Source organism: Burkholderia sp. 22313, from assembly GCF_052045245.1.
Lineage (GTDB): Bacteria > Pseudomonadota > Gammaproteobacteria > Burkholderiales > Burkholderiaceae > Burkholderia.
The window spans coordinates 25,151-36,927 of the sequence record NZ_JBQEON010000022.1 but is presented as its reverse complement, the minus strand read 5'-3'; the positions used below and the strand labels follow the sequence as shown (position 1 = coordinate 36,927).

At 66.5% G+C, this 11,777-nt stretch carries 9 protein-coding genes; 8 read left to right on the top strand and 1 reads right to left on the bottom strand.

All coding sequences use genetic code 11. The annotated features are described in order from the left end of the window. Nucleotides 1-27: 27 nt before the first annotated feature. Nucleotides 28-1,143 (bottom strand): GlxA family transcriptional regulator, encoded by a 1,116-nt coding sequence (locus ACTJKF_RS18935; protein WP_440625096.1) that lies wholly within the window; start codon nucleotides 1,141-1,143, stop codon nucleotides 28-30. A gap of 356 nt (nucleotides 1,144-1,499) precedes the next feature. Here ACTJKF_RS18935 and ACTJKF_RS18930 point away from each other — a divergent pair, with 356 nt between their 5' ends. The 8 genes from ACTJKF_RS18930 to ACTJKF_RS18895 all read left to right on the top strand — a co-directional run bounded on the left by ACTJKF_RS18930 (nucleotide 1,500) and on the right by ACTJKF_RS18895 (nucleotide 11,766). After that, nucleotides 1,500-2,774, top strand: a complete 1,275-nt coding sequence (locus tag ACTJKF_RS18930) for a serine hydroxymethyltransferase (protein WP_440625093.1) — start codon at nucleotides 1,500-1,502, stop codon at nucleotides 2,772-2,774. A gap of 43 nt (nucleotides 2,775-2,817) precedes the next feature. Then, nucleotides 2,818-3,789 (top strand): dipeptidase, encoded by a 972-nt coding sequence (locus ACTJKF_RS18925; protein ID WP_226278061.1) that lies wholly within the window; start codon nucleotides 2,818-2,820, stop codon nucleotides 3,787-3,789. Nucleotides 3,790-3,927: 138 nt separating this feature from the next. Next, nucleotides 3,928-4,461, top strand: a complete 534-nt coding sequence (locus ACTJKF_RS18920) for a DUF5943 domain-containing protein (RefSeq protein WP_006488993.1) — start codon at nucleotides 3,928-3,930, stop codon at nucleotides 4,459-4,461. Between the two features lie 74 nt (nucleotides 4,462-4,535). Then, a complete protein-coding gene (locus ACTJKF_RS18915; RefSeq protein WP_440625091.1) occupies nucleotides 4,536-6,599 on the top strand; it encodes an oxidoreductase in 2,064 nt (687 codons plus the stop codon). Between the two features lie 2 nt (nucleotides 6,600-6,601). After that, the gene (locus tag ACTJKF_RS18910) at nucleotides 6,602-8,527 is read left to right on the top strand and encodes a (Fe-S)-binding protein (protein WP_440625090.1); all 1,926 of its coding nucleotides are present in this window, start codon (nucleotides 6,602-6,604) and stop codon (nucleotides 8,525-8,527) included. A 4-nt stretch (nucleotides 8,528-8,531) separates the two neighbouring features. After that, nucleotides 8,532-9,701 (top strand): electron transfer flavoprotein subunit alpha/FixB family protein, encoded by a 1,170-nt coding sequence (locus tag ACTJKF_RS18905; RefSeq protein ID WP_440625088.1) that lies wholly within the window; start codon nucleotides 8,532-8,534, stop codon nucleotides 9,699-9,701. Next, on the top strand, nucleotides 9,698-10,483 hold the full coding sequence (locus tag ACTJKF_RS18900) for an electron transfer flavoprotein subunit beta/FixA family protein (RefSeq protein ID WP_440625086.1): 786 nt from the start codon (nucleotides 9,698-9,700) through the stop codon (nucleotides 10,481-10,483). The genes ACTJKF_RS18905 and ACTJKF_RS18900 overlap by 4 nt, the downstream gene beginning before the upstream one ends. Before the next feature lie 41 nt (nucleotides 10,484-10,524). After that, the gene (locus tag ACTJKF_RS18895) at nucleotides 10,525-11,766 is read left to right on the top strand and encodes an aromatic ring-hydroxylating oxygenase subunit alpha (protein WP_440625084.1); all 1,242 of its coding nucleotides are present in this window, start codon (nucleotides 10,525-10,527) and stop codon (nucleotides 11,764-11,766) included. Nucleotides 11,767-11,777 lie beyond the last annotated feature (11 nt).

The window sequence follows — 11,777 nt, the reverse complement described above, 5'->3', positions numbered from 1 at the left end:
GCCTTGAAGGCCGCTTTTTTTACCGCTTCACGCATGAATCAAATGCGCCGGAAACGCCGGCCCGGCGCCGGTGGCACCCGGCGCGAGCGGGGCGACCTGCTTGCGACGTTCACGCGTCGGCGCCACGCCGAACGCATCGCGATAGCTCTTGCTGAAGTGGCACGCCGACTGGAACCCGCACGCCATCGTGATGTGCATGATCGACATGTCGGTCTGCAGCAGCAGTTCGCGCGCGCGGCGCAGCCGCAGCGTCAGGTAATAGTGTGTGGGCGTCATCCCGAGATGCTCGCGGAACAGCCGCTGCAACTGGCGCTGCGACATGTTCGCCAGCCGCGCGAGCTCTTCGCGCGACAGCGGCTCCTCGATGTTGTTCTCCATCAGCGAGATCACTTCGAACAGCGACTTGTTCGCCGAGCCAAGACGCGCGACGAGCGGCATCCGTTGTTGCGCGCTCGTGTCGCGCACGTGTTCGACGATGAACTGCTCGGCGATCTGCGTGACGCGCGCGGTGCCCACGCGCGCGGCGATCAGGTTCAGCATCATGTCGAGCGGCGCGACGCCGCCCGTGCAGGTGATGCGGTCGCGATCGACCACGAACAGTTCCTTCAGGAAGCGCGTGTCCGGAAACTCTTCCTTCAGCGCCGACATGTTCTCCCAGTGGATCGCGCACGCGTAGCCCGCGAGCAGCCCCGATTTCGCGAGTGCATAGGTGCCCGTGCACAGGCTGCCGAGCGGGAGCCCCATGCGCGCGAAGCGGCGCAGCGTCGACAGATGGGCCGGCGTGGTCGCGCGCTGTACCTCGACGCCGCCGCACACGAACACGATATCCGGCTGCCCGACGCATTCGGCCGGGCCCGTGTCGACCGTGAGTCCGTTGCTCGCCGTGACCGGGCCGCCGTCCGGGCTGATCACCGACCAGCGGTAGAGCGGCTGTCCGCTCAGGTAGTTCGCCATCCGAAGCACTTCGATCGCATTGGTGAACGCGATCATCGTGAAGTTCGGCAAAGGCATGAACGCGAAGTGGGACAGCGACGCTGTGCGGTCGGGCGACATGGGGAGCGTTCCTTGAATCTCTAATAGCTTTTCGCCCGGAGGCACGGTCGGGCTGCCGTATTGTGTGAGCGAGCGCAACAAGCGTGCCATACGGCTAAACCCTAGCTCCATGCGTCGTATGGGCGTAAGGCCGATGCTGCACTGCACCGTAAGCGGGCCGTGCTGCACCCGCGACACGCAGCCCAGGCACCGGCGAAGTGCCTGTCCATAGGTGAACCGCGAACGCCGGTTTGCTTGGTCATCCGAAAAAGCACGACCGGTCACTTGTACAAAACGGACGCGCATGGCGGAAAAGGCAAAGAACGCGTCTAAATTCATCAATCCGCCGAAAATCCGAACGACAAGAATAGAGCCGTCGGCAGCCTTGCACTGGATGCGCTGGAAACCCAGGTACGGCGGGCCTCGAGCTTCGGTATCAGCCCTTTATTCTTCGTCACGGACGCACTATGTCGAACACCCAGCCTTTCTTCTCGCAGCCCCTCGCCGAGCGCGACGCGCCCGTGCGCAGCGCCATCCTGAAGGAGCTCGAGCGCCAGCAGTCGCAGGTCGAGCTGATCGCGTCGGAAAACATCGTGTCGCGCGCGGTGCTCGAGGCACAAGGCTCGGTGCTGACCAACAAGTATGCGGAAGGTTATCCGGGCAAGCGCTATTACGGCGGCTGCGAATTCGCGGACGAGGTCGAGGCGCTGGCGATCGAGCGCGTGAAGCGGATCTTCAACGCCGGCTACGCGAACGTGCAGCCGCACTCGGGCGCGCAGGCGAACGGCTCGGTGATGCTCGCGCTGGCCAAGCCGGGCGACACGGTGCTCGGCATGTCGCTGGACGCCGGCGGCCACCTGACGCACGGCGCAAAGCCGGCGCTGTCGGGCAAGTGGTTCAACGCGGTGCAGTACGGCGTGAACCGCGACACGATGCGGATCGACTACGACCAGGTTGAAGAACTCGCCAACCAGCACAAGCCGAACCTGATCATCGCCGGCTTCTCGGCTTACCCGCGCGCGCTGGACTTCGCACGCTTTCGCGCGATCGCCGACAGCGTCGGCGCGAAGCTGATGGTCGACATGGCGCACATCGCGGGCGTGATCGCCGCGGGCCGCCATGCGAACCCGGTCGAGCATGCGCACGTCGTCACGTCGACCACCCACAAGACGCTGCGCGGCCCGCGCGGCGGCTTCGTGCTGACCAACGACGAAGAGATCGCGAAGAAGATCAACTCGGCCGTGTTCCCCGGCCTGCAAGGCGGCCCGCTGATGCACGTGATCGCCGGCAAGGCCGTCGCGTTCGGCGAAGTGCTGCACGCGGACTTCAAGACCTACATCGACAACGTGCTCGCGAACGCGCAGGCGCTCGGCGAGGTGCTGAAGGCGGGCGGCGTGGACCTCGTCACCGGCGGCACCGACAACCACCTGCTGCTGGTCGACCTGCGCCCGAAGGGCCTGAAGGGCGCGCCGGTCGAGCAGGCGCTGGAACGCGCGGGCATCACCTGCAACAAGAACGGCATTCCGTTCGACACCGAGAAGCCGACCGTCACGTCGGGCATCCGCCTCGGCACGCCGGCCGGTACGACGCGCGGCTTCGGCGTCGCGGAGTTCCGCGAGATCGGCCGCCTGATTCTCGACGTGTTCGACGCGCTGCGCGCGAACCCGGAAGGCGACCACGCGACCGAACAGCGCGTGCGCCGCGAGATTTTCGCGCTTTGCGAGCGCTTCCCGATTTACTGATCGACGACCCCACAAAAAGCAGAGACTGGAGCGAGAGGCAGATATGAGCACGTTGCATCAGGACAGCATCATCATCGACGGACTGAACATCTCGAAGTTCGAGAAACCGGTGTTCGAAGACATGCGCCGTGGCGGCATCACCGCCGCGAACTGCACGGTATCGGTGTGGGAGAACTTCACCAAGACCGTCGACAACATCGGCGTGATGAAGAAGAAGATCCGCGACAACGGCGAGCTGCTGACGCTGGTGCGCACGACCGACGACATCTTCCGCGCGAAGAAGGAAGGCAAGACGGGGATCATCCTCGGATTCCAGAACGCGCACGCGTTCGAGGACAACCTCGGCTACATCGAGGCGTTCGCCGACATGGGCGTGCGCGTCGTGCAGCTTTGCTACAACACGCAGAACCTGGTCGGCACCGGCTGCTACGAGCGCGACGGCGGCCTGTCGGACTTCGGCCGCGAAGTGATCACCGAGATGAACCGCGTCGGCATCATGGTCGACCTGTCGCATGTGGGCGGCAACACGTCGTCGGAAGCGATCGCGTTCTCGAAGAAACCGGTGTGCTACTCGCACTGCCTGCCGTCGGGCCTGAAGGAACATCCGCGCAACAAGAGCGACGCGCAGCTGAAGGAAATCGCCGACGCCGGCGGCTTCGTCGGCGTGACGATGTTCGCGCCGTTCCTGAAGCGCGGGATCGAAGCGAACATCGACGACTACATCGAGGCGATCGACTACGTCGTGAACCTGATCGGCGAAGACGCAGTCGGCATCGGCACGGACTTCACGCAGGATTTCGCGAAGGAATTCTTCGACATGCTCACGCATGACAAGGGCCGCTATCGCCAGCTGACGAACTTCGGCAAGGTGATCAACCCGGAAGGCATCCGCACGATCGGCGATTTCCCGAACCTGACCGCGGCGATGGAACGCCACGGCTGGAAAGAGTCGCGTATCCGCAAGATCATGGGCGATAACTGGGTGCGCGTGTTCAAGGACGTGTGGGGCGCATAAGCGCCCGCCGAACCGAACCGCCACCCGCGATTCAACACGAGAACAATCGGGACGTGCCAGCGCTTGCCGCGCGGGCACGCGGACGATGTCGCGCCTGCGCCCGAGTCGCGCGGCCAATTTCCTCACGGAGTCACCACGATGCAACCGCAACTGCCGATCAACGTCGATCCCGATACCGGCGTCTGGACCACCGACGCGCTGCCGATGCTGTACGTGCCGCGCCACTTCTTCACGAACAACCACGTCGCCGTCGAGGAAGCGCTCGGCGTCGAAGCGTATGCCGAGATCCTCTACAAGGCCGGCTACAAGTCCGCCTACCACTGGTGCGACAAGGAAGCGAAGCTGCACGGGCTCACCGGCATGGCCGTGTTCGAGCACTACCTGAAGCGCCTGTCGCAACGCGGCTGGGGCCTGTTCTCGATCATCGAGGCCGATCCGGCCAGCGCCCGCGCGAAGATCGAGCTGCGCCACTCGTCGTTCGTGCTCCAGCAGCCGGGCAAGGAAGGCAAGCTCTGCTACATGTTCGCGGGCTGGTTCGCCGGCGCGATGGACTGGGTCAACGACACGACGCCGGAAGGCAAGGGCGCGCCGCGCGCGCAATCGAAGGAAGTGCAGTGTGCGGCCGAGCACCACGACCACTGCGTCTTCGAAGTGTCGCCGATCGCGCACTGACGCGTTGATGTAACGACACAGCCACACAACAACACCCGCAACACGAGACATTCGAACGCCAGAGGTCGCCTGCGATGCGTTATCCCCACCTGTTCAAACCCATGCAGCTGAACCAGCTGACGCTGCGCAACCGGATCGTCAGCACCGCGCATGCGGAGGTGTATGCCGAGCCGGGCGGCCTGCCGGGCGACCGCTACATCCGCTATTACGAAGAGAAGGCGAAGGGTGGCGTCGGCCTCGCGATCTGCGGCGGCTCGAGCCCCGTGTCGATCGACAGTCCGCAGGGCTGGTGGAAGTCGGTGAACCTGTCGAACGACAAGATCATCGACCCGCTCACGCGCCTCGCCGACACGATGCACAAGCACGGCGCGAAGATCATGATCCAGGCGACGCACATGGGCCGCCGCTCGTCGTTCCACGGCGAGCACTGGCCGCACCTGATGTCGCCGTCGGGCGTGCGCGAACCGGTGCACCGCGGCAACGCGAAGATCATCGAGATCGAGGAAATCCGCCGCATCATCGGCGACTTCGCGGCCGCCGCGAAGCGCGTGAAGGCGGCCGGCATGGACGGCATCGAAATCTCCGCCGCGCACCAGCACCTGATCGACCAGTTCTGGAGCAAGCGTTCGAACCATCGCACCGACGAATGGGGCGGCAGCCTCGAGAACCGTCTGCGCTTCGGCATCGAAGTGCTGACGGCCGTGCGCGAAGCGGTCGGCAAGGACTTCTGCGTCGGCCTGCGGATGTGCGGCGACGAATTCCACGAGGACGGCCTCGATCACGAAGCGCTGAAGGAAATCGCGCAGGCGATGTCGGAGACGGGCCTGATCGACTACCTGAGCGTGGTCGGCTCGGGCGGCGACACGCACAACACGATCGCCAACTGCATGCCGCCGATGGCGCTGCCGCCGGAGCCGTTCGTGCACCTCGCGGCCGGCATCAAGTCGGTGGTGAAGATCCCCGTGATGCACGCGCAGAGCATTCGCGACGCCGGCCAGGCCGAGCGCCTGCTCGCGAACGGCATGATCGACCTGGTCGGCATGACGCGCGCGCAGATCGCCGATCCGCACATGGTGATCAAGATCCGCGACGGCCGCGAGGACGAAATCAAGCAATGCGTCGGCGCGAACTACTGCATCGACCGCCAGTACAACGGCCTCGATGTGCTGTGCATCCAGAACGCCGCGACGTCGCGCGAAGCGACGATGCCGCACATCATCGAGAAGTCGCGCGGCCCGAAGCGCAAGGTCGTGGTGGTCGGCGCGGGCCCCGCGGGGCTCGAGGCCGCGCGCGTCGCGAAGCTGCGCGGCCACGACGTCGTGCTGTTCGAGAAGAACGCTGAAGTTGGCGGCCAGGTGATGATCGCCGCGAAGGCGCCGCAACGCGAACAGATGTCGGGGATCATCCGCTGGTTCGACATGGAAACGAAGCGCCTGGGCGTCGATCGCCGCCTGGGCGTCGCCGCCGACGAGAAGATGATCATGGCCGAGAAGCCGGACATCGTCGTGCTCGCCACCGGCGGGTCGAGCTTCACGTGGCAGGTGCCGGCGTGGGGCGTGGCCGAAGGCCTCGCCGTCAGCGCGTGGGACATCCTGACCGGCAAGGTCGAGCCGAAGCAGAACGTGCTGCTGTTCGACGGCGTGAGCACGCATGCGGGTGCCGGCGTGGCCGACTTCATGGCGAGTCGCGGCTCGAAGGTCGAGGTGGTGACGCCCGACGTGAAGGTCGCCGACGATTGCGGCGGCACGACGTTCCCGATCTTCTATCGCCGCCTGTATGCGCTCGGCGTGATCCCGACGCCGAACACGATGCTCGATCGCGTGTACGAGGAAGACGGCAAGATCATCGCCGTGCTGCGCAACGAATACACGGAAGAACTGGAAGAGCGCGCGGTCGACCAGGTGGTGATCGAGAACGGCTCGTCGCCGAACGACGCGCTGTACTGGAAGCTCAAGCCGGAGTCGGTGAACCGCGGCCAGATCGATCCGCACACGCTGTTCGCGGCCGAGCCGCAACCGTGCCTGTCGGAAGAACTGGGCAACGGCCGCTTCCTGCTGTTCCGTGTCGGCGACTGCATCTCGATGCACAACGTCCACGGTGCGATCTACGACTCGCTGCGTCTCGTCAAGGATTTCTGAACATGAATCCGGCTTTCCTGATTACCGCACTGCTGTGGCTGTCGGTGGCGGGGCTCGCGTTCGCGGTCGCGAAGCGCTCGTCATACTGGCGTCTGGGGCGCGCGACGGCGCCCGGCTCGTTCGGCGTCGCGAACCTGTTCGCGATTCCGAAGCGCTACTTCGTCGACCTGCACCATGTGGTGGCCCGCGATCCGTACATCGCGAAGACCCACGTCGCGACCGCCGGCGGCGCGATCGCCGCGCTCGCGCTGGTGTTCGTCAACTACGGCCTCGCGATCTACTCGCCGTGGCTCGACAAGCTGATTTTCCTCGCCGCGCTCGCGATGCTCGTCGGCGTGGTGTTCGTCTGGCGCCGCCGCGCGGCCAAGGACGTGCCGGCCCGCCTGTCGCGCGGCCCGTGGAATGCGCTGCCCTGGCTGCTCGGCTCGTTCGCGCTCGGCCTCGTGCTGTTCATGGTCGTGCCGGCCGGCGCGATGTCGGGGGCGTTCGCGGTGCTCTGCGCGCTGCTGATCGGCGCCGGCGCGTTCACGATGACCGTCGGCGCCGCGAAGGGCGGCCCGATGAAGCATGCGATCGCCGGCCTGCTGCACCTCGCGTTCCATCCGCGCCAGGAGCGCTTCGCGGCGACCCGCGACTCGTTCACGGGTAACGGCACGGCCACGCCGCCGACCGCGCTGAAGCTGCCGGACATCGCGCACGAGGAGTACGGCGTTGCGAAGCCGGTCGAATTCCGCTGGAACCAGCTGCTCAGCTTCGACGCATGCGTGCAGTGCGGCAAGTGCGAAGCCGCGTGCCCCGCGTTCGCGTCGGGCCAGCCGCTGAACCCGAAGAAACTGATCCAGGATCTCGTCGTCGGGATGGCGGGCGGCACCGATGCCGCGTACGCCGGCAGCCCGACGCCGGGCCTCGCGGTCGGCCAGCATCGCGGCGAGCCGAACGGCCCGATCGTGTCCGGCCTGATCGAGGAACAGACCCTGTGGTCGTGCACGACCTGTCGCGCTTGCGTGCAGGAGTGTCCGATGCTGATCGAGCACGTCGACGCGATCGTCGACATGCGCCGCAACCGCACGCTGGTGCATGGCACGGTGCCGGGCAAGGGCCAGGAAGTGCTCGCGAACCTGCGCGAGACCGGCACGATGGGCGGCTATGACACGGCCGCGCGCTACGACTGGTCGGTCGACCTGAGCGCGCCCGTCGCGCAGCCGGGCAAGCCGGTCGACGTGCTGATCGTCGCGGGGGAAGGCGCGTTCGACATGCGCTACCAGCGCACGCTGCGCGCGTTCGTCAAGGTGCTGAACAAGGCCGGCGTCGACTACGCGGTGCTCGGCGGGAACGAGACCGACACGGGCGACGTCGCACGCCGCCTCGGCGACGAAGCGACGTTCCAGCAGATGGCGAAGCGCCTGATCGGCACGCTCGGCTCGCTGTCGTACAAGCAGATCGTGACGGCCGACCCGCACGTGATGCACAGCCTGCGCAACGAATACCGCGCGCTCGGGCTGCGCGTGACGGTCAAGCATCACACGACCTACCTCGCGGAGCTGGCCGACAGCGGCAAGATCGCGCCGAAGGCCGTCGAGTCGCTGCGCGAGAAGCGCACCACGTATCACGACCCGTGCTACCTCGGCCGCTACAACGGCGAGACGGAATCGCCGCGCAAGCTGCTGAAGACGATCGGCATCCAGGTCGTCGAGATGGAGCGCAACGGCATGCGTGGCCGCTGCTGCGGCGGTGGCGGCGGTGCGCCGCTGACCGATATCCCGGGCAAGCAGCGGATCCCCGACATCCGCATCGCCGACGCGCGCGCGATCGGTGCCGACGTGGTCGCGGTCGGATGCCCGAACTGCACGGCGATGCTCGAAGGCGTCGTGGGCCCGCGCCCCGACGTGCTCGACGTGGCCGAACTCGTTGCCGCTTCGCTGGAGTGAATCGATGAACCCGATCAAACGAATCGATCCGCGCCGGCCGTTCATCATCACGGCCGCGGGCCTGAAGCGCATCACGCTCGGCGAGGAAGGCAGCGCCGACGCGAGCGCCGCGCAGTGGTCCGCGCACGGTCATGGCGCCGCGGCCGCGAAGCCGCGCCGTGCGGTGCAGGACCCGAAGCACGTGATGCTGGTGGTGGCGCACACCGAGCGCGGCGCGCTCGACGACCATGCGCGGCAGGCGATCGCCGCCGCCGCGGTGCTCGCCGACGCGCAGACGGAAGTCGCGCTGCTGGTGTTCGGCGAACTGAAGGATGACGCCGCGGAACTCGGCGTCGACAAGCTGATCGAGCTGGCCGGCTTCGACCGTCGCGCGTTCGCGCCTGAAAGCGAATTGCAGGCAATGCAGGCCTGCGCGGCGGCGCTCGCGCCGAAGCACGTGTTCGTGCCCGACAACGCGACCGGCGACGGCGATCTCGGCCGGCGTTACGCGGCAGCCGCCGGCGCGAGCGTCGCGACCCACGTGGTCGAGATCGACGCGAAGCACGTGGGCGCGTATGCGCAGGCCGGCCGTGCGTTCGCGACGCGTGGACTACCCGACGTGATCCTGCTCGCGCAGAACGCGGTCGAAGCGAAACTGCCGTTCGTCGGCGCGGGCGAGCGTCTGGCCGCCGACTTCATCCTCCCCGCTGCCGGTGCGGCGCAGCCGTACCGCGATCTCGGCCTCGAGGAAATCGACGCCGCGCAGGTCGCGCTGGAGGAAGCCGACTTCATCGTGTCGGCCGGCAACGGCGTGTCCGACATCGGCGCGTTCGAGCGGCTCGCCGGCACATTCGGCGCGGCGATCGGCGCGAGCCGTGTCGCGGTCGACAACGGCCACTTCACGCGCGACAAGCAGGTGGGCGCGACCGGCAAGACGGTCGAGGCCAGCGTGTACATCGCGTTCGGCATCTCGGGCGCGGTGCAGCACCTGCAGGGGATCAAGGACTGCCGCCACGTGATTGCGGTGAACCTCGACGGCAGCGCGCCGATCGCGAAGCGCGCGAACCTGACCGTGGTGGGCGATGCGCAGGCGACGATCGCCGCGCTGATCGAACAGGTGCAGGCCGCGCGTGCCGCGCGCGGACAATCGCCGGCCGCGGTCGGCGCCCGTGAATCGGAAGGAGTCGCAGCATGAACGCCCCCCGCCAGTTGCAACGCATCGCGGTGCTCGTGTCCGTCGGCCGGCACCCGGTCAGCGGCACCGCGCGCTACAGCCGCAACGACGCGGCCGCGCTCGAAACCGGCCGCCAGCTCGCGGAGAAGCATCGCGCGCAGCTCGACGTGATCCATGCAGGCGATCCCGCGAATGAAGCGCTTGCCGAATACCTCGCGCTCGGCGCACGGCAGGTCGAGGTGCTGGCCTGCCGCGACGGCGACGATGCCGTGCATGCGCTCGCCGCGCGGGTCGAAGGCTACGACCTCGTGCTGACCGGCACCCGCGCCGAGGGCGCATACGACACCGGCATGCTGCCGTATCGCGTCGCCGCGACGCTCGGCTATCCGCTCGTCGGCTCGGCCGTCGACGTGACGGTCGACGGCGGCCGTGCGGCGGTGCGGCAATTCTTGCCGAAAGGGCTGCGGCGGCGTGTCGACGCGGCGCTGCCGGCCGTCGTCGCGGTCCATCCGCTCGCGAATGTGACGCCGCTTTACGCGTATGCGCGGCTGCGGGCCGGCGCGATCCGTCCGGCGCTCACGGCGACCGGCGCGGATGCCGACGCGCTCGCGTGGAAGGTCGGTCCGATCGAGCGTAAACCCGTAAAGCTGGTCGCCGCCGAGAAGCGCTCCGGGCACGCCCGGATGCTGTCCGCGACGACGACCGAAAGCCGCGGCGGCAACGTCGTAAATGAAGGGAGTTCAGTCGAAAAAGCACAAGTGATCCTCGCGTATTTGCGCGAGCATCAGCTCATCGACTACTGATTTTGATGCCTGTCGGCAACCGCAAGGAATCCGGAGAAAACATGAACGTATCGGCAGACATTCGCGCACTGATCGAGCGACGCAAGGAAGGCTACAGCCTCGAGGCACCGTTCTACACGAGCGAGGAAATTTTCGGCCTCGACATGGAGGCGATTTTCCGCCAGCACTGGATCCAGGTCGCGGTCGAACCGGACATTCCCGAGCCGGGCGACTACGTGACGGTGGAACTGGGCAGCGACTCGATCCTGATCGTGCGTGACGACGACATGGAAATTCGCGCGTTCCACAACGTGTGTCGCCACCGCGGCGCGCGCCTGTGCAACGAGGACAAAGGCTCGGTCGGCAACATCGTGTGCCCGTACCACAGCTGGACCTACAACCTGACGGGCCAGCTGATGTTCGCCGAGCACATGGGCGAGAAGTTCGACCGTTGCAAGCACAGCCTGAAGTCGGTGCACGTGCAGAACCTCGCGGGCCTGATCTTCGTCTGCCTCGCCGAGGAGCCGCCCGCCGACTTCGCGCAGCTGCGCGCCGAGATGGAGCCGTACCTGCTGCCGCACGATCTGCCGAACACGAAGATCGCCGCGCAGATCGACATCATCGAGGAAGGCAACTGGAAGCTCACGATGGAGAACAACCGCGAGTGCTATCACTGCGTCGCGAACCATCCGGAGCTGACGATCTCGCTGTACGAATACGGCTTCGGCTACCAGCGTTCCGACGCGAATGCCGAAGGCATGGACGCGTTCGCGGAAACCTGCGTGCGCCGCGGCAAGGAGTGGGCCGAGATGGGCCTGCCGTCCGCCGAAATCGAAAAGCTGGACGACGTGACGGGTTTTCGCACGCAGCGCCTGCCGCTCGATCGCCACGGCGAATCGCAGACGCTCGACGCGAAGGTCGCGTCGAAGAAGCTGCTCGGCAAGTTCGACCAGGCCGACCTCGGCGGCCTGTCGTTCTGGACGCAGCCGAACTCGTGGCACCACTTCATGAGCGATCACATCGTGACGTTCTCGGTGATTCCGCTGTCGGCCGGCAAGACGCTCGTGCGCACCAAGTGGCTCGTGCACAAGGACGCGAAGGAAGGCATCGACTACGACGTGAAGAACCTGACGGCCGTGTGGAACGCGACCAACGACCAGGATCGCGCGCTCGTCGAATTCTCGCAGCGCGGCGCGACCAGCAGCGCGTATGAGCCGGGTCCGTATTCGCCGTTCACGGAAGGCCTCGTTGAAAAATTCTCGGCCTGGTACATCGGCCGGCTCGCCGAAAAAACCGGCGCGTAGTACTTAGCAGC

Excerpts from the sequence above, each read along its gene's own strand:
- ACTJKF_RS18925 (WP_226278061.1), top strand. The coding sequence starts at position 2,818 with ATGAGCACGTTGCATCAGGACAGCATCATCATCGACGGACTGAACATC.
- ACTJKF_RS18910 (WP_440625090.1), top strand. The coding sequence starts at position 6,602 with ATGAATCCGGCTTTCCTGATTACCGCACTGCTGTGGCTGTCGGTGGCG.
- ACTJKF_RS18920 (WP_006488993.1), top strand. The coding sequence starts at position 3,928 with ATGCAACCGCAACTGCCGATCAACGTCGATCCCGATACCGGCGTCTGG.
- ACTJKF_RS18895 (WP_440625084.1), top strand. The coding sequence starts at position 10,525 with ATGAACGTATCGGCAGACATTCGCGCACTGATCGAGCGACGCAAGGAA.
- ACTJKF_RS18915 (WP_440625091.1), top strand. The coding sequence starts at position 4,536 with ATGCGTTATCCCCACCTGTTCAAACCCATGCAGCTGAACCAGCTGACG.
- ACTJKF_RS18905 (WP_440625088.1), top strand. The coding sequence starts at position 8,532 with ATGAACCCGATCAAACGAATCGATCCGCGCCGGCCGTTCATCATCACG.
- ACTJKF_RS18930 (WP_440625093.1), top strand. The coding sequence starts at position 1,500 with ATGTCGAACACCCAGCCTTTCTTCTCGCAGCCCCTCGCCGAGCGCGAC.
- ACTJKF_RS18900 (WP_440625086.1), top strand. The coding sequence starts at position 9,698 with ATGAACGCCCCCCGCCAGTTGCAACGCATCGCGGTGCTCGTGTCCGTC.
- ACTJKF_RS18935 (WP_440625096.1), bottom strand. The coding sequence starts at position 1,143 with ATGGCACGCTTGTTGCGCTCGCTCACACAATACGGCAGCCCGACCGTG.